The organism is Paenibacillus sp. P32E (assembly GCF_001909085.1).
GTDB classification, from domain to species: domain Bacteria; phylum Bacillota; class Bacilli; order Paenibacillales; family Paenibacillaceae; genus Paenibacillus_AQ; species Paenibacillus_AQ helianthi.
The window spans coordinates 35,969-55,195 of the sequence record NZ_LVYY01000019.1 but is presented as its reverse complement, the minus strand read 5'-3'; the positions used below and the strand labels follow the sequence as shown (position 1 = coordinate 55,195).

Genomic DNA, 19,227 nt, shown 5'->3' with positions numbered 1-19,227 from the left:
AGTTTAGAATGAGTAAAATACTTCTTTGCCTGCAATAAAATCTTTGCATAGGGTATTACAAAGCTTTGCCGCACTCTCTTTGATCCAGTTATTGCGTGTGGAGTCATGTATAAAGAAAAGATAGCTGATAAAAGTATCCATAAATATCTGCCCCTCAATATACCTTATTTGCTCCCATGAAAAATCTGCTGCTGAAGCATAGCCCTGTAAAAAAAGCTGACGCAGCTCACCGGGAAGAACAGTCCCCGCGCTGCCCAGATCAAATAGATAGTAGCCATACCCGCAAAAACCAAAGTCTATTAAACAAGGCCCGCTTTCGGTGATAATCACATTCCCAAGCTGCACATCCGCGTGTACAAGCCCCCATTGCCCTGGAAGGGTCTCCAGCACTTGGAGCTGCCTTTTTATCATTCCGAGGACCTGGACAATGATCTCATATTGTTCCTGACTGTACAGATCTGAATCTACGCCGTATTTCAATTCTTCAACCGCAGTATCAATCCTTTCTGCATCATACACCGGTCTTTGCAGACCAGGAAGCTCAGTATGACGGGAGAAATGATGAAATGCAGCGAGCTTTTCCCCCAGCTGATAAGCAATTTGCTCCATGTTGTCTTCTTGTAAAGTGAGCGTAGCGCCCTCTATCCATTCCAGCAGGGTAGCATAACAAATATCCTTGCCATCGTTTACATATTGGGTTACGAGCCCTCCGGTCCGGTTGGCTACCGGCTTCTGCACATGAAGTGCCTGGTCCTTGGACAGCTCCTGCAGGATGTACATTTCTGATTCCAAGCCCTGCTGCGTATGCTGAATCCCGAGCAGGCCTGCTGTTGACGGACTATGAATACGCAGCAAGTATAGTCTGCCTTCCTTTAGATCCGTAACCTTAAACGTCATATTTTCATTATGTCTGATAAATTCAACTATCGGCTCCTGAAGCGTATAGAATGAGAGCACTTCTTCTGCTGCTTGTATACTCAATGTGTACACCTCTCTTCTATTTTCTTCTTATTTATTTCACCCAGTATATATCTGGAAAAAGCGGTCAGCCCATGGCCAAGGAGCCATGCAGGTATATCCCTGTCAGGCTTGCTTCTAACTCTTCACTACAAATCGTTGTAAACCTACTCAGAACCTTCTCCATTTGCATGTCCACTCTTTTTGTAACTCCTTGCAATCATTAACTTCCATTATATGCAAATGACTGGCGGATTTATAGGTAAAGAATGAGTAGAATGCAAAGCATTCTCCATGCTAGAGCAGCCCGCAGAAACTCTGCGGGCTGCTAGGGACTCTATACCGTCAAGAGATACAACTGAGTTAATTTTGCTCCCGGATATCCTCCAGCTCCTGATTGATCCTATCGACTATGGACTGAATAGAATCCTGGTCATAAAAGAACCCGATATTTGCCGGGACCGGCTCTGCCGTTTCATGATTGAAGTCGTTAAAATTCATGCCTTCCTTCAGCCAATAGGCCTGTTTCTCTGTAAGCTCTTGCCAGTTGCTCACCGGATACTGTCCGCTTAGATCAATTGCATACACGACCCTATGGCCCATATCCACATATAAATGGCTGTCCTTTCGCCGTGGAGGCTGGGGACGTGCCGAATTCAGCAGGACCTTGCGGGCGAATTCCTTGCCGGACATCTGAAGCAGGATGACCTCACCAGTGTCTTCATCCACCCTAAGCATCAGATGGGGAACAAATCCGGCAAAAAAGCGAAGCGCAGCAGAATGGCGCAAATTCTCGTCAAAGAACCAGCCGAGCGGCATCACATTGTATTCCCCATCCGGCAGGTCTGAATAAGCAATTTTCAGCAGGTTTTGCAGTGTTTCGGTGTCCGGCGCTTCATAAGGCTCCAGGGCATCCGGATTTACCATATAATTGATGATCGTCCGCTTACCCCCGCTGATTCTGTCACTCATATCATGATGCCTATAGAGATCTTCCAGCACCGGCAGAATTCCGGTTTGCGTATCCCCGAACAGCTGCCGTGATTCCGGCTTCAACTCCTGTAGATAGATCGTTTCAACGCTTCCTTCGCGTATACACTGCTTCACATCTGCAAAATGCGGTGCTATTTCTGTAAGGATAAGCTGGCGGATCCTCTCATCCTGTGCTGGAATGCCTATTCTATATACTTCCGACAACCAGGCATTCCCGGCAGTGAAATACTGCGCGGCTGCAGTCATACCGGAAGGCGATGATTCCAGCTCCATTTTCTCCATACGGAAGCTTGAACGCTTGCCGAAATCAAGCCTCTCTGCCTGCTCACTGTATTCCACCCGGCTATAACCCTTGATCCACTCATACATCGGCCAGCCCCCTCTCATATAGAAACAAAATGACTTCAGCAATATATTTCTGCTGCTCCTCGTCGGGAATCATATGCCCGGAGTGAAGAAATTCCACAACGTGAAACGGGGAAAGGTACTGCTTGTACTTGTCCAAGGTCTCCTCAGAGATATCGGATGGAATCTCTGCCGCCTTATTTCTTCCGGCAAACAAGGTTACTGGAAGCATAAGCTGAGCCAGCTGTGAAGTGAAGTCCAGCTCCTCTGCATCACGTCCCAGCCCCTCCAGCGCTTCCCGCCGCATATAATTGAGTATAGGCACCTGCTGATAAGTCAGACCACACCAGAAATCCACGGTTTCCGGTGATACACTTCGATGGATCGGCGGCTGGTCTACAAGAATAAGCCCTTTTATCTGTTCTTGATTCTGTAGACTCCAGCCAAGCGCGTAGGAAGCGCCTCTGGAAAACCCCAGTACGCAGTAATGTTCAATTCTGGTATGGGCAACGATAGCGGCAATATCTGATAAATGATCCTCTAGATCATAGCCGCCATAAGGTGTTGAGCTGAGTCCGCGTCCCCGGAAGCTGAAGGATACGGTATGTCCCGGTAAATTCGACAATAGCGGAATGGCCCGCTCCGCAGGCTCCCACAGTCCGCCTATCACAAGCAGCGATGGCATCGTGGAAGAAGGCTCTCCATTCTCCAGCACATGCAGCACCACAGCTCCGTTATGTACAAAATAGCTTTTCAATTCTACATCTCCTCAACGCAGGATAAATTCAGGGTTCGTATTCGTTAAGAATATCATGGTGACCGATAATTTTGAAATGCTATTGGTCCTGACGACTCTATCACTAGTTGATCACAGGAACTCACTGTACAAATGCTTATTAAGCGTACCAAAAAACGCGCACCGCCTGGTACGCGCCGTTTAAGCTCATCTCAAAGAGTCGCTAGGCTTAGAATCTGGCAACATAAAACTCGCGGTTGGCAGAGACAGACTTGGTCGTTAAGAGATTACCTGCATCATCTCTTATTCTCAAAGTATAGGGTACCGTTGTTAAAGTCGTGATGGTAGGAAATCTTGCCACACCAAAATCGTCAAAATCGGCAGTTACCGTTACTGTACCGCTGGTCAAGGAAGCTGTCCATCCGGAGGAATCCTTATTCACATTGCCCAGGCTTGTAGCAAGAACTACAAATCTGTCAAAAGTCTGTCTGATTCTGCGTCTCTTCACTACCTTCTTTGCATTTGCCTTGCGGGCCATCATAGCTTTTTTTGCCATTAAAGCTTTTTTTGCCAGGATTGCTTTCTTGTCAGGAGCTTTCATTTGTTTCACCACTTTCTGATAGGATAGAGTATTAGATGCAATTTGCGCTTGCAGTGAACCGCGTTCTTGCCTACTACTCTTCCAGAAATGTGGTATTGTCTCAGATTTATAGAAATGTACCCATATCCCTTTCCGCGCATACCCTGTATCGGAGAGGTGACACGATAGCCATGGGCGAAAAAATGTGGATGAAGCAGTATGCTTCCAAAATGAACCGTCCGCTGAGAAACCGGATTCGCAAAACGGTTCATTCCAGTAAGGGATCAGCGACGCTGCCTGTTATTATTCAATTCAATCACAAGTTAATCCAGAGCAGGATGCAAGCCTTACACAAGCATTTAGGCTCACACGTCATGTCTGTCAAACATCGCATTCCAATGCTCAATGCGGTTTCCTCACATATTTCAATGAAATGCCTGGAACGGATGTGCTGCTGGGAGGGCGTTCATAAGATATACCTGGATGACATTAAAAGCATGTCGCTGGATATTGCCACCCCATCGATCGGTGCAACTGCTGTGAAGCGCTCAAGAGGGCTTACCGGAAAAGGGATCAACATTGCTGTGCTTGACACCGGAGTGTTCCCTCATCCCGATCTGGTCCGGCCCGTGAACCGCATCGTGGCGTTCAAGGATTTCATCAATCACCGCAAGCGCCCCTATGACGACAACGGTCATGGCACTCATATTACCGGGGATGCGGCAGGCAACGGCTGGCTCAGTAAAGGGAAGTATAGAGGTCCAGCACCTGAGGCGGGGATCGTAGGTGTTAAAGTACTGGATATCAACGGAGATGGCTACGACTCAACGATTATTAAAGGGATCGAATGGTGTGTTGCGCAGCGTAAATGTCTGAAGCTGCGCATTCTATCGATGTCTTTCGGCGGACCTGTGAGCACATCATGCCAAGACGATCTGCTCTGCCAGGCTGTAGAAAAAGCAGTCAAAGCCGGACTTACTGTTGTAATCGCCGCTGGAAACAGCGGACCCGGACGCAAAACCATTGAGTCACCGGGCATCAGTCCGTCCGCTATTACTGTAGGCGCTGTAGATGACCGCCGGACCCTCACCCAAAAAGATGACCGCATTACCCTCTATTCCAGCCGTGGCCCGGCACCCTGCGGCAAGATCAAACCGGATCTTGTCGCCCCGGGGGAATCTGTCATTTCGCTTCGCGCCCCCGGCTCCCAGTTGGCCCGTAATTTCCCGTACCTGCGGTTTGGGCAACAATATTTCGTGTTGTCCGGCACCAGCATCTCTACCCCCATCGTCTCCGGTGCAGCCGCCCAGCTGCTGCAGAGCTGTCCTTCGCTCTCGCCTTGCCAGGTCAAAGCCAGATTGAAGAAAAACGCCTTCCGCCTGGGCCTTAAGCCAAACACAGCAGGCAGCGGCGAGATCAATATGCGGTTTCTGCTACGAAAATAACGAATTTTCAAAATTGAATAACAGCAGACTTTCGTTCATCCGTAAATGACTTACAAATGCTCAGCAATTCCCTGCACCCAAGCCAGCAATGCCTCATCTTCCCCATAACTCCCTACGCACTGAAAGCCAAGCGGCAGGCTGTTAATACTGGCTGATGGCAGACTGATGGTAGGACAACCCGCGAAGGTCCAGATAGCGGTCATCCCGGACCACCCGGTGCCCTCACCGATCTTAGGTGCAGTTCCACCCTGTGCTGGCGATACCCAGAGGTCCACTCCCTGTGCTGCTTGGACATTCTCCAGCTCCCGGCGCAGTCTGTACTGCTTCCGGCGGCACATCCCCAGCTCCGTATCGGAGATTTCCCGGCCCCGTAGAATAGCCTCCCTTACGGGATTGCCATAGCACTCTGCGTATCGACCGAACCACAGGGCATGCTCCCGGGCCATTTCACCTTCCAGAAACCGCAGCATGGCATTTCCGTAGATAAACTCATCCTCCCATGGCATACTTACTTGCTTTACCTCATAACCTTGCTGCTGAAGACTTAAGATTTGTGCGTTAAAAGCTTCTTTGACCTCACTACTCATCAGCTCCATGTATACTCCTTGGGGGATGCCAAGTACCGGTTTGCTGCAGGCTTGCTGATGCTGGTTCCTCCAGTCCGGGAGAAGCGAGGCTGCAGCAACCTGCATATCCGGTACATTCTGTGTGAAGAACCCCACGGTATCAAAAGAAGGGGCCAGCAAAACAACTCCATCCAGCGGCACTCTGCCATAGCTTGGCTTGAAGCCCACCACACCGCAAAAGGACGCTGGGGCGATCACCGAACGGAGGGTCTGGGTGCCAACCGCCAGCGGACATAATCCGGCAGCAACCGCTGCTGCTGAGCCTGCACTTGAGCCACCTGGAGTATGATCCGTATGATGGGGATTACGCGTGGCAATAGGACCATTATAAGCAAATTCCTCGGTAACCGTCTTTCCTGCGATCAGCGCACCCAGTGAGCGGAGGCGCCGGATCAACGACCCTTCCGGGCCGGTCAACACCTCAGCCGGTAAGCCGGACCCGGCCCGGGTAGGCCATCCCTCCACATGCAGCAGGTCTTTGATACCTACAGGAACTCCGTAGAATACAGGCTTTTCCGCATTTCCGGCATAGTTCTTAAGCAAGAAGCCCTCATCCCGGGCCAACCGTTCCCCGGCATTTTCCTCAGCTACAAAGGCATGAATTTGAGGTTCAAGCCACTCATAACGCTGCCGGAACTGGTCCCAGGAAGGATGAAGTCCGTTCTCCGGGAAATCCGAAGCTGCAAGAGGAATAATAGAAGTTTGATTGAGAAGCATATCATCATCTCCATAGGAAGGTATATGTCTCTCTACTTACGTATGGAGTTCTGATTAGGTGGCAGTCACTCCTTCATAAATTGTTGCCGCCGCTCTGATACTCGCTCAGCTTTTCATTCAGCTGCTTGGCTTCCTTCTTCCCATCGATGTGCAGCATTGCGTACACCATGCCTTTAATCACCAGGACGGTAATCACGAAGGGAAGCAGCAGCCCCTTTTCCCTGAACGGTCCGGAACTGAAGAACCACAGCCATAGGATTACAAAAACATCGCCAAGCACAAAACAGATATAGAAGCTCAGTGTTTGCGCATGTTTACTAAGCCCTTGTGTACTCACCAAAGCGTATTTGAAGCAGGTAAACGCCGCAGCCGCCATAATAATCTGCCATAATATTGATGTACCGACGGAACCGGTCGAGTTCAAGGTCAGCACAATGGCCACCAGAATCGTCACACATCCACATGCTGCGAACAAATCCTTCAAGATACAGGATACGAATTTGCCGGTTTTCATCATGGAGCCTCCTCAGAGTCCTAGTTTTTGTTTCAGTACCGGAACATATTGCCGTGAAATGAAGACCTTTTCGCTATTGTGCAGCAAAGCTTCGAATCTTCCGTAAAGGACCGGGCTGACGGACTTGATTTTGGCAATATTCAGGATGGTTGATTTGGAGGCTCTAAAAAAATCCCTGTGCGCATAGGCCAGCTCAATCTCATACAGCTTCAACCTGGATTCATAGACCTTCTTGGCACAATAGATAAACACCTTGTGATCCACAGCCTCGAAATAATACACCTCCTTCGGGTCGATGATATGCATTTGAAGATCGGTCATGCCGATCAGCTTCTTGGATGCCGTCATGGATGGAATGGAATGCAGCAGCTTCAGCACCTCTTCATCGGGATCATTGCACCTCAAAATAATCTCAGGCTCGCTGTCTTCCGGTATGCTCTCAATGGTGATTTTCATCTGCGTCCCTCCCGCCCTTCTGCCTGCAATTACAGTATATTTTTGTAAAAGCGCATCTTCAATAGGCTTTGCGTAAGCTGCATCCAGATGGCATTATGCTGCTTCTTAAGAGGGGCAGGATGACTATATCGATGCATAGGCTTCGATTCGCAGCTCTGCGAATACCCAGCCCGGATTCATTCCACTAACTATAGCTTTTACCGCGATGTTGCCGCATTCAGCTCTGTGATCATTGAACTCTCCCCCAGAGTAAACCCATTTACATCAGTGCTGACAGAATAGCATCACACAGCTCCATGGTCTTCACATTATCCCGTCCGCTGGAGACAGGGGTCAACCCTTCCCGGCAGCATTTCATGTAGTGCGCCATTTCGCCAACGAAGCCTCGCAGATATAGATCTCTGTAACCGCCAGACATTGCGGATGCTGAAGGGGTGAACACGGTATCCTGCTCGGCAAGCGATTGCCAAGGCAGTCCGCTGGCTGTAAGTGAATGATGAACGGTTAGCTTCACCACTTCATCTGCACAGGCAAACCCGTGATCGAAGGTAACCATCAGGCTCTCACTTTCTCTGGACCAGGCACTCATCCCGGCAAAATAAACACTGCCCACAATGCCATTTGCGAATTTCAGTGAAATGCTCTGGGAGATTTGTGCGTTATCATTGTTTGTAAATCCTGAAATCTGTACCGCTTCGCCAAACAAAAAACGCAGTAAATCTACAATATGGATAGCAGCAAGCTTCATGAACTGCTCCTCGTCTTTACAGAAAGGTGTGCTGTCTACTGCAAACCGCGCCTGGAAGGAGCGGGCGCCGCCCAATGTCCCTCCTGTAATTAGCTCCTTCAGCTTCATATAGACGGGAGCATAACGCTTCATGAATCCGACCATCAGCACTACTCCGGCCTGTTCGGCTGCATCTGCTAGCTGAAGAGCTTCCGGACCATTCCAGCCTAGTGGTTTGTCCACATATACATTTTTTCCGGCATGGATGCAGTCCAGCACCAATGAACTTTGATCCTGCGGCTGCGCGACTACCACCACCCCATCGCTTTCTTCATCCCGGAGCATTTTCCGGTAATCGTCATAGGGCTTGCCTCTGCTGCCAAACCGCTGAAGTGCGGCCCTCGAACGCTCCAGATCACGGGTCGATATCGCGGTAATTTCAGCCCCTGCTTGGATAGCAGAAGGGTAAATATTGGTAGATGCATGAAATCCCGCACCGATAAAACTGAGCTTTACTGTATTCAAGTTGAATCTCTCCTCTGTATCAGAATTACTGTTCATCATATTAGAGCAATTACGGGAACAATAAAAGGACACCTGTCCTCCATGCTGAATTCCACAGTGGAACCCCTGCTGAATATCCCCTATACTAATTCAAGGAAGCGATTGCAAGACTCTGATAGGACGGAAGGAGCGCATGTATGAAAATATCTGTGTTTTACAACCATATTGTTACCGCAAGCAAGCAATCCGGGCTGTCGGTACCCGAGGTACTAAGCCGGGCGCGCGAATGGGGCATCCAGGCGGTCGAGCTGGATTTGGACGAGGTACAGCCCAGCCGCGGGGCCATGAAAAATCAGCTGGAGCAAGCTGGAATTTCGATAGCTTCAATGTACGCTTTTTTTGATTTTGGCAATGCTTCCGATGTGCAGCCTGGACTGGATTTTATTGACACGGCAGAGTATTTGGGGGCGGACAAGGTACTTGTGATTCCGGGTTTCATTGAGGAATCAGCCAGCGAGGAGCTGCGGAACAGCTCGCTGCAGCGAATGGTTGCAGCGCTCCGGGAGATGTGCGAATACGCGGAGTCCAAAGGTATGGTAATCACTTTGGAGGATTTCGATGACAGCCGTGCGCCATTTTCCACTTCCGAAGAATTACTATGGTTTATGGATAAGGTTCCGAAGCTGGGCTGTACCTTCGACACTGGCAATTTCATCTATCAGGGTGAGGATGCGCTAGCAGCCTTCGGAAGGCTGGAATCGAGAATTGTACATGTCCACTGCAAAGACCGCTCACTGGAGGAGCATCGTTTGGAAACGCCGAAGATCACCACAAACGGGACGAAGCTGTTCCCGGCCCCTGTCGGCTCCGGTTGCATTCCGATACCAGAGATCCTGGAGCGGCTAAAATCCATCGGGTACAAGGATACGGTAGCGATTGAGCATTTTGATGCTGCGGATCAGCTAGGTTACATGCAGCAGTCGGCAGAATGGCTTCAGGCCCAATTCAAATAGGATAATATCTGCGTAATGCCAGCGTCTCTGGCCTTGGGTCCAGACCGCAAAACATCAGCCAGAGCTGTCAAAAACGCCGCCTTCCACTGCAATTGAAAATACAAAGATGATAAAGCTCCAACCCCGCCGAGTTCCAGCAAGCAGGCTGGCATGCGATCATAGACAATTTCAAAGCCTATACCGAACAAAACTAATCATCGAAGAAAGACGCCGGGGAAGATGCCCGGCGTCTTTCTTTTTGAACCCTAGTACAGCGTGCTCTCCGTTAGCCTCAACCTTGTGCCGCATCCATGTTCATGTAGTTAATGGCCCACAGATGGCCGTCCAAGTCCACGAAGCCCCAATGATACATGAACCCATGATCTTCAGGTTCAGCGTGCAATTTCCCGCCCATGGAGACCGCGGTATTCACAATTTCATCGACCTTTTCCCGGCTCTCGAAGGCCAATGCGATCGTCATCTGCGCATACTTGCCCGTATCGACGGATTCCTTCTCTGTGAGCGTATTAAAGAATGCTTGATTGATCAGCATGACCTGCAGGTTGTCGCCGATCACGATGGCTACCGAATTCTCATTCTCGGGGAATTGCGGGTTGAGCTCGAATCCGAGTCCGGTGAAGAACGCTTTCGATTGTTCTACGTTTTTTACAGGCAGGTTGATGCTCGTGAATGTGGACGTTAATGCCATTTTCAAAACACCTCTTCGTCAAATTAGTTTGTGTTCATTTATGCATTCGTTTATATAGACGACAGCCGATCCGGGAATTCATCGGTCTCATGGATTCGGAAGCGTAAATTTTGAAAAATAACTTGGTATTGAGTTCGGATACCCGCCATTCCATGACAATTAAAGGGTGGATATCGAGTAACGGAATGAGGGAACGGCAGGAAATTAATGATAAAACCGAAGTACGAAAGAAAAAGTTCGAAACAGTCACCATTATTTCTCCTGTTCTCCTCACTAATCGTACGCATATTCGATCTCCACTCAGTCCCTGTAGTTTACCGTCAAAACAGGCTTTAAGCAAGAAGCGGCGGAGGCGCTGGCTGCAAAACTAGTGGAGCTGTTTAACGGAAAAGGCGAAGCGAATTCCAAGCCGTTGACGACTGAGAAAGTTATCGAGGCTATGGACATCAGAGGCAGGACGCATCTGCTATCCCAACAACGACGGATCAAATCGAAACTGTCAAAAGAAGAGATTGCCTATCTTAGCGAGCACCGCAACGAGTATCCGGACATGGAGATCGTGGAGGAGCGCATCCGCCATTGTACAGTCCCGACCGGACCGCCGTTCAATTCTCGATCAGATCGCGACATTTCGGTTAATTACACAGCCTGTCGGCGAGATCCTGCAGGCTGTTCTAACGAGGAACGATAGCGGAAATGAGCAGATTGTATTGCAGTCTGCTTTTTTCATTGAAGTAACGGGCAAGTTAGTGGTAATTATAGTAAAATGGGTTGGGGCAGCAAGTTCAGTTTTACAGGACGTATACACCCGACAAAGGAGTTAACCATGTCAAAACAGCGTAAAGTTATTTTTACCATAACCATGCTCTATACAATCATAATTCTTTATTTTTTATTTTTCGCATTCGGTAGAATGGGTGCCGCAGAGCGAACGAATGGCTACACCTTTATTTTTTTACCAGATAGTTTCTTTAAATTGCCTACTATATCTGATCTTCTACACCCTACCCTCATGGATTTTGTTGGATTTGGAAATATCGTAGCTTTCATCCCATACGGTATATTGATTTTATTGTTATATCGGACTACGTTTCTTCGATTCATTACAATGTTCTTTTTTTCGATTCTCGTAATGGAAACCATACAGGCCCTTTCGTTTCTGGGCAGCTTCGATATTAACGATGCCATTCAAAATACATTAGGTGCAGCAGTCGGTTTTGGGGCATACAAGCTTGGTGTTCGTTCAAAAAACAATTGGCGCAATTTTTTGATAACCGCCATTTCCTGTATGGTTCTTTTATTAGGGGTATGGGGATTGTGTGAGATTGTAGATAAAGCGTCCACCAAAGAAGAAGGTCCCTTTGTGGCCATAAACGAATTGATGGACAGCTCTGGAAATTCATCAACTGGAAAAAGCCTGAATAGCTTTAAAATAAGCGCTCAAAACGTAAAACCCCGCTATAATATGTATGGCGTTGCAGGTGGGAATTCAGAAACGTTTATGTATTCGTATAAAGAGAAGATTATTTTCTCCTTGTATTACGGAATACCTGAACCAACGGATTATTCCGGAAGCATCCGTGTTTCCGTCGATGGACGCGAGGTATTGACCAGTTCTGGAGAAGTTCAACGTAGTGATCCAGATCTGTTTCCGGCGATTTTCGAGATTCCTATCGAGGCTGGGAGCGAACTCAAGATAACCATCGAGGGGAACGAAAAAATATGGGATGTTGGGTATAGGAAAATGAAATATTTGTGGAACTGAATCCATAGATAATTTGTGTTGAATATTATTCAGGATTACTGGATCTATATATTGGATATTACTGGGGGATGGGAGATGGAACAAGGGCTTATAAAGGAAGTATTATCTCTATTGGATTTAGACCTCTCGGACTACAAGCTAATAGGCGGATACAATAACAATGTATTTGAAGTTGGAAGTAACACAAAATTTATTGTTAAGATTTTGGAAGATTCTGTTGTTAGTGAACTGAAATCATTAGCTGAATCGGAATGGCTGGATTACCTTCTTTCGAGGGGACTTAATGTGGCTAGACCATTACGTAAACAAGGAAAAGATTTTATTCAACGTATTAATGATGACTACTACTTCGTTTGTTATGAAAAGATAAACGGCTTACATATCCACCAAACCAACAATGAGATGTGGAGAGCACCATTGTTTGAAAGATGGGGCGAGGCAATGGGACATATCCACACTGCTTCAAAAGCATATACAGCTAACCATGCGTTCCCTTGTTGGAATGAAAACAAAATATTACTCCAATTTGAATCAGCTCAGCTACCCACGTTCCTGATTGAGAAGTGGTTTAAACACATTGAAGTGTTAAAAAAGCTCTCTGTTTCAACTGATAACTTTGGCCTAATTCACGGAGATCTTCATCATGGAAATTTGCTAATCAGAGAAAATTCACTTAGTATCATTGATTTCGGAGACAGCGAGTATCATTGGTACGCTTATGATTTAGCGATCGTAATTTACCACACTACACAAGCTATAATAAAGAACGAAAGAAACAATTTCATAAGACGTTTTTACCAAGAATTTATGGAGGGATATGTTCGGGGGAACCCAGATACGAACTTCACTCAGGATATTGATTACTTTATTCAACTCAGACACCTATACTCTTTTACGTATCACTCCATCTATGCTGATAAGAGCCAATTAACGGAACAACAGCTAGAATACCTGAAGGATATGGAGCTATCCCTGATTAATGATGAACCCTATCTACATTTCACGTTCAACTAACGGGCAAGATAGCTCAATTCATCTGCAACATCCTGTTGCCATATGCCAAAGATAAAGGAATTAGAAAACACATCCTTAGTCTGTTTAATTTCAACAAACCAAAGGCAGTCCAGAACTTTATTTTCCAATTCAAGGCTGCCTTTGGGCTGTATATAGGATCCAGTCTGATTCTTATGATTGAGATCCTGACAGTTTTGTTCGAAAGGTCTATCTCTCATAGCTTCTGCCACACCTCGAACTCCACATCCATCTGAAATCCGAGGCGCTGGTAAAATGGCTGCATGGGACCTGTATATCCCTTAATCATGCCGAGAGACCGCAGACGGTTCAGCGCTTCATAGATTACCGCCCGGCCCAGCCCTCTCAGTCTGTAATCCGCATGGGTTCCCACCGGTTCAAGAATTCCTATCCGGTTCACCTCATCCACAAAAGCGTTACAAAATGCCACGACCTCCCCCTGCTCATTAATCAGAGACAAGTCCAGAGCCGGACGGTAGCCCGGTGCTTGACGGATACCCCCGTATAACACCAGCATCTGCTCTGCATGTACAGTTCCCGGGTAGTTAAACGCCATTATGTGGCCTTGCGCTTTAGCCTGGTCTGACACCTCTTCCCCGCATTGAAGCAAAAAGCCAACAGGAATATTCACCGGAAAATCCTTCTCCAGCGTGATGGAGATAATATTATCGCTCTCGTTCGGAAGATGCACATATCCCCTGCCCTGGACCAACTCTTGCAGCTTTGACATCCCCTTTGGCACTGCAAGCTTCACGGCAGCCGGAGCAGACTTCGCTTCGATGAATTCTAACATCTCACACAGCAGCTCCTCCTGCGGATGATCTGTATCCAATTGAAAGTAGAAATCCCCATCCCTGCAAACCATAGCGGCCAGTTCCCCATTGTCGCGTTCCCACAGTCCGATATTTTGTTCCCACTCGGGGAGCAAGCCCGCCCTCCACTTATAGAAAAAAATCTCGAATTCAAAACGGGCAATCGTCCAGCTGCTCGGCCGATTTAATTTTGAATGGGCATGTGACAAGAACCGGCTCACTTTCATCATGTCATCTGATGTATAGTCTCTATAACGAGTCCCCATATGTATCCCTCTCCCTTGGCATTGTCTCTTTTAATTGTAAGTTATTTACTGTACAAGACATATGCCAAGTTCTACTGAAAAATGTTTTTGCCCACAGAACATTCTGTCTGCCATTCATTCACATTCCAATTTATACACGATTTCATGAGCGTGACATATCCATATTCCAGGAGTACAATGGAAGGAACATTTGTTCTTACAAGGAGGATATCGTGCCATATATTCAATTGGGTGACTTAGAGTTGTTCTATGAAAAGATGGGTACCGGAGAGCCTGTTATCTTTCTGCACAGCGCTTATTCAAGGGGAATACTGGCATTTGCGAGTCAAATCCTTGATTTTCAGAATGCGTACACCTGCTATTTTCCGGATTTCAGGGGACATGGCAGAACCCGGTGCAATAATCTGGCCTGGAGCACCCCACAGCTGGCGGATGATATTACTGCGTTTATGGAGCAGTTGTCCATCCCCAAAGCGCATTTAATCGGTTATAGCCTGGGGGCAGGAGTGGCCATGGCTGTTGCGTTAAATGCGCCGGAGCGTGTATTTTCAATGACGACCATCGGTTCTAGCGGGTTCAAAGAGCCGTCCGGTGCGGATGAGTACGAGCCGGAATGGCTTGCTGCACACGGCAAGGACGTCATCATCCAACAAATGCTCGAACGGCATGAGGAGGCGCACCGCGGAAACTGGCAGGAATTCATGCGGCAGAGCGCCGCAGACTGGCGGTTATTCCCGCAACTAACCGAGGAGCAGATCCACAGCATCGATTGCCCTTCCCTGTTTATCGCCGGGGAGCATGATCTCTTTGTACAGGAATCCCAGCTCCGGCACTTGACTGCTCTGGTAGAGAACTCTCAGTATCTTGTTGTTCCTGGAGGCAGCCACCGGCCGCATATGCTGAGAGAGAACCCCGTATTGGTAAATGATGCAATCCTGCATTTTTTGAAACAGCATCCTATAGTGTAGATCCGCTAGTTCTTCTTAGCCCTCTTCACTTCGCTCTCAACCATTCGAATATACTCATCCACAGTAATCTTGCTGCTTAGCTGTGCAATAAGATCATACGGGATGCTATTTGTTTTTTTGAACCGCACACAGGATTTCCCCATATCGAGCCTGGTTTGAACATGCCTCGGATACTCTTCCTTGAACCAAGCCAGCAGCCCGGGTACCATGTATATCCCCATATGGTAGAGTGCAATGAAATTCTTCTGCGAGGCTATACTGACAAAAGGGAGCGGCTGATCGGGGTTAACATGATAACCAGGCGGATACAGCTGATGGGGAACAACATAGGTTATCATTCCATAAGACATGGTTTCCTGAAACCCCACAGGCAAGTTGTCCCTCAGTATCTGTCTTAGCTTCATTATGGCTTCCTTCCGTTCCTCAGGCAGCTGGCTGATATATTCCTCGGGACTGGCCGATTCGTATTTCATCTGTTCTCCTCCTATCTGATATCCACAGGATTACCTTCACATGGAATTACAAGCATAAATTAGTGATTTAATTTCTTCCAGATACTATAATAAAAACGATATGTTTCTCACAGTTACCCGAAAGGATGTTGATGATTACATGAAATTTAGCGAATACCCGTACGAACGGCCGGATGTCGAGAAGCTAAAGGCCGGCTTTACCAAGCTTCTTAAAGGTCTTAGTGCTGAAAGTCTGGAAGAGCAGCGAGCCGCTTTTACCGCGATTAATAAGCTGCGTAATGAATTTGGCACCATGGAGACTTTGGCCAGCATCAGACACTCGATCAACACAGAGGATGAATTCTACAAAGCTGAACAAGATTACATGGATGAAGTGGGGCCGGTGATTCAGGAGTACATAACGGACTACTTCAGAGCCCTCGTGAACTCTAAGTTCAGAGCAGCGTTTGAACAGGAGTGGGGTACACAGCTGCTGCAGATTGCCGAAATCTCGCTGCGGACATTCAGCCCCGACATCATAGAGGACCTCCAGCTCGAGAATAAGCTGTCCACTGAGTATTCCCAGCTTATCGCTTCCGCCAAAATCCAGTTCGAAGGGGAAGAACGGACGTTGTCCCAGCTCGCCCCATTCGAGCTGTCAACAGACCGGGATATGCGCAAGCGTGCATCTGCGGCCAGATACCACTTTATGGCTGAACATGAGCCGGAATTTGACCGTATCTTCGACGAGCTTGTCCAGGTGCGGACCCGTATTGCCAAAAAGCTTGGGTACCATAGCTTCGTTGAACTCGGCTATGACCGGATGATGCGTACGGACTACAATGCTGAAATGGTCGCTAATTTCCGCAAGCAGGTGCAGGAGCATATCGTGCCTGCTTCCCGCAAGCTGAAGGAACGCCAGGCTGAGCGTCTGGGTCTTGCGGAGCTGAAATTTTATGATGAAAGTCTAAATTTCAACAACGGCAACGCCACTCCCAAAGGCGATCCCGATTGGATCATCGCAAACGGGGCCAAAATGTACAAAGAGCTGTCCCCTGAGACCGATCAGTTTTTCAGCTTCATGCTGGAGAATGAACTGATGGATCTGGTCAGCAAAAAAGGCAAACAATCTGGCGGTTACTGCACCTATCTCAGCCAGTACGAGGCTCCATTTATTTTCTCCAACTTCAACGGAACCTCCGGGGATATCGATGTGCTGACCCACGAAGTGGGGCATGCATTCCAAGTATACCAGAGCCGTCATATCCAATTGCCTGAGTATGCTTTTCCAACCTATGAAGCGGCGGAAATCCACTCCATGAGCATGGAGTTTTTCGCATGGCCATGGATGGACCTGTTCTTCGAGGAGGATGCTGCCAAATACCGTTTCAACCATCTGGGTGACAGTCTGCAGTTCATCCCCTATGGGGTTGCGGTAGATGAATTCCAGCATTTTGTCTATGCCAACCCGGATGCCACACCTGCCGAGCGCAAACTGGCCTGGCGCGAAATTGAGAAGAAATACCTGCCCCTGCGCGACTATGACGGCAATGATTATCTGGAGCAAGGGGGATTCTGGCATAAGCAGGCCCATATCTTCCGCTCTCCGTTCTACTATATTGACTACACATTGGCTCAGCTCTGCGCCTTCCAGTTCTGGAAACGGTCAAATGAGGATTTCCAATCAGCATGGGCCGACTACCTGCGGCTCTGTCAGGCTGGCGGAAGCCTGTCTTTCCTTCAATTGGTCGAGCTGGCCGGACTGAAATCTCCCTTTGAAGACGGCTGCATCAGCTCCGTGATTGGTGATATTGAAGGCTGGCTGAACAGCGTAGACGATAAGCAACTGTAAGTGCCGCTTCGGCTCCCTGTTAACTTACATTAGCAAAAAAGGAACCCAACTTTGGGGTTCCTTTTTTTTGTCCGCTGCCGGTATGATCTGCCTCGTTTATTTCTTTGCCTTTGCCGCCGCCTTCTCCCTATTCTCATCGGCTCTGAACTTTACAATCCGGCTGATCAGATCGAGTGGCAGCGGCTCATCCAGCGGAAACTGCACGGACCCCTTTGCCCCCTTGTACTGCGCCAGTTCCTCCTGAAAAGCCTCAATCCCGCGGGGTGCCGGATAAAATCCGATATGCTTCTTAAATGCTGCGAAGTGCACCAGATTCCCATGCAAGAAGAAGGTCGGCATCTGGTAGCTAATTTTCTCCTCAGCTTCCGGCGCAGACTCACGGATTACTTTTCTTACCGCTTCAAGCTTGTCCTGCACCTCAAAAGGGGCTTTGGCAATATAATCGTCTATCGACTCGTAGGTGATTTTTACGGGTTCCATAACCTGCTCCTCTCAGCTTCCCGAATTTATTCGTTACAAATAGAATCCATATGACTGGTCACCACTCTAAGGATCCGCTGCTTATCCAGCCGCTCAGGCTCCAGCATCGCATGCAGAGCCAGCCCATCAACCAGCGCATACAGCCGTTCAAGTTCATTGTCCTTATCCAGGCCCTGTCTCAGCAGCCCCTGTTCATGCAGATACCCGACCAGCATGTGTATAGCGGAATATACCCCATCGTCTACTTCGTCATAGTGATCCCCCACATACTTACGATGAAAGACAAAAGCAAACCATACCTCCATCTCGGCCATAGTATGGTCATCTACAGGAATCAATTCCATCAGAATCTTCGTAATCAGCTGTTTAGGCGGGAGATCGAGGGTAAGCAGGGCATTGATTCTGACATCGACCCGTTCCTTTACAAGATTCATGGCAAAAGCAATCAGCTCATGCTGTGTTGAGAAGTAATGGCGCAGAGCTCCCAGCGAAACGCCTGCTTCCTGCGCAATGTTCCGTACTGTCGCCCCTTTCATCCCCTGATTCATGATGACGCGCCAGGTTGCTTCTGCAATATGCGATTTTCTCTCTGAATGATCTACAATTTTTGGCATGTCTATATTGTATCATGAAGAAAACTTCGAGCGCAATTTAAATAATACAATTGTATTATTTAAATTCAGCTGTTATAATCCGATGTATCAAATACATGATTATACACAAGGGGTGGATTATGAATTGGGTTGCCTGGGCGATTGTCGCCTGCGAAGTTCTATTCTGGGTTGTCGTTCTTGCCGGTTTCTCGGCACGTTATTTATTCAAACGGAGGAAGCTGGGGTTGTTCTTTCTCGCCTTAACCCCGGTCCTGGACATCATTCTGCTAATTATTGCAGGAGTTGATTTGTACAACGGTGCTGCTGCCACCACGGCACATGCGCTTGCTGCCATTTATATTTCCGTATCTATCGTGTTTGGCAAAAGCATGATCTACTGGGCAGATGAACGTTTCCGCTATTATGTCACGAAGCTGGGACCTGCTCCGGTCAAACGATATGGCCTGGATCATGCCAGGCATTCCTTCAAAGGCTGGGTGAAGCATGTGCTCTCTTTTCTGCTGGGGGGAGGGATTCTATATGGCCTCATTATCTGGATTGACGACCCTGCCCGTACGGATGCGCTCTTAAGCATAGTATCCCTATGGTCAGTTGTGGTGGGTATTGATCTGATCATCACAAGCTCGTATTTCATTTGGCCGAGAAAAGCTAAAGGCTAAACATCCGAACCCACTTTATCTTTTAA

At 48.0% G+C, this 19,227-nt stretch carries 21 protein-coding genes; 7 read left to right on the top strand and 14 right to left on the bottom strand.

Annotated elements, in window-relative coordinates:
* Positions 1–3: 3 nt before the first annotated feature.
* The 4 genes from A3848_RS18420 to A3848_RS18405 form a co-directional block, all read right to left on the bottom strand.
* Positions 4–981: a phosphotransferase enzyme family protein gene (locus A3848_RS18420; RefSeq protein ID WP_074086368.1), complete on the bottom strand. Its 978-nt coding sequence runs from the start codon at positions 979–981 to the stop codon at positions 4–6.
* A 339-nt stretch (positions 982–1,320) separates the two neighbouring features.
* Positions 1,321–2,319: a hypothetical protein gene (locus tag A3848_RS18415; RefSeq protein ID WP_074086367.1), complete on the bottom strand. Its 999-nt coding sequence runs from the start codon at positions 2,317–2,319 to the stop codon at positions 1,321–1,323.
* A complete protein-coding gene (locus A3848_RS18410) occupies positions 2,312–3,052 on the bottom strand; it encodes an alpha/beta fold hydrolase (RefSeq protein WP_074086366.1) in 741 nt (246 codons plus the stop codon). Before A3848_RS18410 ends, A3848_RS18415 begins: the two co-directional genes overlap by 8 nt.
* Positions 3,053–3,260: 208 nt before the next feature.
* Complete coding sequence (locus tag A3848_RS18405) at positions 3,261–3,587, bottom strand: hypothetical protein (protein WP_143192427.1); 327 nt, start codon at positions 3,585–3,587, stop codon at positions 3,261–3,263.
* A gap of 215 nt (positions 3,588–3,802) precedes the next feature.
* On the opposite strand from A3848_RS18405, the gene A3848_RS18400 reads away from it, so the two are divergent.
* Positions 3,803–5,056 carry a S8 family peptidase gene (locus A3848_RS18400; RefSeq protein WP_074086364.1) on the top strand — a complete coding sequence of 418 codons (1,254 nt, stop codon included), beginning with the start codon at positions 3,803–3,805 and terminating at the stop codon, positions 5,054–5,056.
* 50 nt (positions 5,057–5,106) lie between these two features.
* On the opposite strand, the gene A3848_RS18395 is transcribed toward A3848_RS18400, so the two are convergent.
* From A3848_RS18395 to A3848_RS18380, 4 genes are all read right to left on the bottom strand, one after another.
* Positions 5,107–6,399, bottom strand: coding sequence for an amidase (locus A3848_RS18395; protein WP_074086363.1), 1,293 nt, complete (start codon positions 6,397–6,399; stop codon positions 5,107–5,109).
* A 73-nt stretch (positions 6,400–6,472) separates the two neighbouring features.
* On the bottom strand, positions 6,473–6,913 hold the full coding sequence (locus A3848_RS18390) for a DUF3021 family protein (RefSeq protein ID WP_074086362.1): 441 nt from the start codon (positions 6,911–6,913) through the stop codon (positions 6,473–6,475).
* Positions 6,914–6,925: 12 nt separating this feature from the next.
* Positions 6,926–7,369 carry a LytTR family DNA-binding domain-containing protein gene (locus tag A3848_RS18385; RefSeq protein ID WP_074086361.1) on the bottom strand — a complete coding sequence of 148 codons (444 nt, stop codon included), beginning with the start codon at positions 7,367–7,369 and terminating at the stop codon, positions 6,926–6,928.
* Positions 7,370–7,628: 259 nt separating this feature from the next.
* A complete protein-coding gene (locus A3848_RS18380; protein ID WP_074086360.1) occupies positions 7,629–8,621 on the bottom strand; it encodes a Gfo/Idh/MocA family protein in 993 nt (330 codons plus the stop codon).
* Positions 8,622–8,797: 176 nt separating this feature from the next.
* Between A3848_RS18380 and A3848_RS18375 the strand changes: the two genes are divergently transcribed.
* Positions 8,798–9,613, top strand: a complete 816-nt coding sequence (locus tag A3848_RS18375) for a sugar phosphate isomerase/epimerase family protein (RefSeq protein ID WP_074086359.1) — start codon at positions 8,798–8,800, stop codon at positions 9,611–9,613.
* A gap of 271 nt (positions 9,614–9,884) precedes the next feature.
* Here the strand turns inward: A3848_RS18375 and A3848_RS18365 are convergent, their stop codons facing one another.
* Positions 9,885–10,301 carry a VOC family protein gene (locus A3848_RS18365; RefSeq protein WP_074086358.1) on the bottom strand — a complete coding sequence of 139 codons (417 nt, stop codon included), beginning with the start codon at positions 10,299–10,301 and terminating at the stop codon, positions 9,885–9,887.
* An 826-nt stretch (positions 10,302–11,127) separates the two neighbouring features.
* Here A3848_RS18365 and A3848_RS18360 point away from each other — a divergent pair.
* Positions 11,128–12,066, top strand: coding sequence for a VanZ family protein (locus A3848_RS18360; protein WP_074086357.1), 939 nt, complete (start codon positions 11,128–11,130; stop codon positions 12,064–12,066).
* Between the two features lie 15 nt (positions 12,067–12,081).
* Positions 12,082–13,080: a phosphotransferase enzyme family protein gene (locus A3848_RS18355; protein WP_178382036.1), complete on the top strand. Its 999-nt coding sequence runs from the start codon at positions 12,082–12,084 to the stop codon at positions 13,078–13,080.
* Here A3848_RS18355 and A3848_RS18350 read toward each other — a convergent pair.
* Positions 13,077–13,310, bottom strand: coding sequence for a hypothetical protein (locus A3848_RS18350; protein WP_143192425.1), 234 nt, complete (start codon positions 13,308–13,310; stop codon positions 13,077–13,079). The genes A3848_RS18355 and A3848_RS18350 overlap by 4 nt on opposite strands.
* Positions 13,295–14,176, bottom strand: a complete 882-nt coding sequence (locus tag A3848_RS18345) for a GNAT family N-acetyltransferase (RefSeq protein WP_074086354.1) — start codon at positions 14,174–14,176, stop codon at positions 13,295–13,297. Before A3848_RS18345 ends, A3848_RS18350 begins: the two co-directional genes overlap by 16 nt.
* 212 nt (positions 14,177–14,388) lie before the next feature.
* Between A3848_RS18345 and A3848_RS18340 the strand changes: the two genes are divergently transcribed.
* Positions 14,389–15,144, top strand: coding sequence for an alpha/beta fold hydrolase (locus tag A3848_RS18340; RefSeq protein WP_178382035.1), 756 nt, complete (start codon positions 14,389–14,391; stop codon positions 15,142–15,144).
* 5 nt (positions 15,145–15,149) lie between these two features.
* On the opposite strand, the gene A3848_RS18335 is transcribed toward A3848_RS18340, so the two are convergent.
* On the bottom strand, positions 15,150–15,617 hold the full coding sequence (locus tag A3848_RS18335; RefSeq protein WP_074086353.1) for a DUF1801 domain-containing protein: 468 nt from the start codon (positions 15,615–15,617) through the stop codon (positions 15,150–15,152).
* A gap of 139 nt (positions 15,618–15,756) precedes the next feature.
* Here A3848_RS18335 and A3848_RS18330 point away from each other — a divergent pair, with 139 nt between their 5' ends.
* Positions 15,757–17,448: a M3 family oligoendopeptidase gene (locus tag A3848_RS18330; RefSeq protein ID WP_074086352.1), complete on the top strand. Its 1,692-nt coding sequence runs from the start codon at positions 15,757–15,759 to the stop codon at positions 17,446–17,448.
* Positions 17,449–17,544: 96 nt separating this feature from the next.
* Here A3848_RS18330 and A3848_RS18325 read toward each other — a convergent pair whose 3' ends face one another.
* A complete protein-coding gene (locus A3848_RS18325; protein WP_074086351.1) occupies positions 17,545–17,928 on the bottom strand; it encodes an iron chaperone in 384 nt (127 codons plus the stop codon).
* A 26-nt stretch (positions 17,929–17,954) separates the two neighbouring features.
* Positions 17,955–18,542 carry a TetR/AcrR family transcriptional regulator gene (locus tag A3848_RS18320; protein WP_074086350.1) on the bottom strand — a complete coding sequence of 196 codons (588 nt, stop codon included), beginning with the start codon at positions 18,540–18,542 and terminating at the stop codon, positions 17,955–17,957.
* A gap of 119 nt (positions 18,543–18,661) precedes the next feature.
* Between A3848_RS18320 and A3848_RS18315 the strand changes: the two genes are divergently transcribed.
* Positions 18,662–19,201 (top strand): hypothetical protein, encoded by a 540-nt coding sequence (locus A3848_RS18315; RefSeq protein WP_074086349.1) that lies wholly within the window; start codon positions 18,662–18,664, stop codon positions 19,199–19,201.
* Positions 19,202–19,227 lie beyond the last annotated feature (26 nt).

What these genes read in the sequence shown, in the direction of transcription:
- A3848_RS18375 (WP_074086359.1), top strand. Translation starts at nt 8,798, where the DNA reads ATGAAAATATCTGTGTTTTACAACCATATTGTTACCGCAAGCAAGCAA.
- A3848_RS18365 (WP_074086358.1), bottom strand. Translation starts at nt 10,301, where the DNA reads ATGGCATTAACGTCCACATTCACGAGCATCAACCTGCCTGTAAAAAAC.
- A3848_RS18390 (WP_074086362.1), bottom strand. Translation starts at nt 6,913, where the DNA reads ATGAAAACCGGCAAATTCGTATCCTGTATCTTGAAGGATTTGTTCGCA.
- A3848_RS18415 (WP_074086367.1), bottom strand. Translation starts at nt 2,319, where the DNA reads ATGTATGAGTGGATCAAGGGTTATAGCCGGGTGGAATACAGTGAGCAG.
- A3848_RS18345 (WP_074086354.1), bottom strand. Translation starts at nt 14,176, where the DNA reads ATGGGGACTCGTTATAGAGACTATACATCAGATGACATGATGAAAGTG.
- A3848_RS18320 (WP_074086350.1), bottom strand. Translation starts at nt 18,542, where the DNA reads ATGCCAAAAATTGTAGATCATTCAGAGAGAAAATCGCATATTGCAGAA.
- A3848_RS18385 (WP_074086361.1), bottom strand. Translation starts at nt 7,369, where the DNA reads ATGAAAATCACCATTGAGAGCATACCGGAAGACAGCGAGCCTGAGATT.
- A3848_RS18330 (WP_074086352.1), top strand. Translation starts at nt 15,757, where the DNA reads ATGAAATTTAGCGAATACCCGTACGAACGGCCGGATGTCGAGAAGCTA.
- A3848_RS18315 (WP_074086349.1), top strand. Translation starts at nt 18,662, where the DNA reads ATGAATTGGGTTGCCTGGGCGATTGTCGCCTGCGAAGTTCTATTCTGG.
- A3848_RS18405 (WP_143192427.1), bottom strand. Translation starts at nt 3,587, where the DNA reads ATGGCAAAAAAAGCTATGATGGCCCGCAAGGCAAATGCAAAGAAGGTA.
- A3848_RS18395 (WP_074086363.1), bottom strand. Translation starts at nt 6,399, where the DNA reads ATGCTTCTCAATCAAACTTCTATTATTCCTCTTGCAGCTTCGGATTTC.
- A3848_RS18335 (WP_074086353.1), bottom strand. Translation starts at nt 15,617, where the DNA reads ATGAAATACGAATCGGCCAGTCCCGAGGAATATATCAGCCAGCTGCCT.
- A3848_RS18325 (WP_074086351.1), bottom strand. Translation starts at nt 17,928, where the DNA reads ATGGAACCCGTAAAAATCACCTACGAGTCGATAGACGATTATATTGCC.
- A3848_RS18360 (WP_074086357.1), top strand. Translation starts at nt 11,128, where the DNA reads ATGTCAAAACAGCGTAAAGTTATTTTTACCATAACCATGCTCTATACA.
- A3848_RS18400 (WP_074086364.1), top strand. Translation starts at nt 3,803, where the DNA reads ATGGGCGAAAAAATGTGGATGAAGCAGTATGCTTCCAAAATGAACCGT.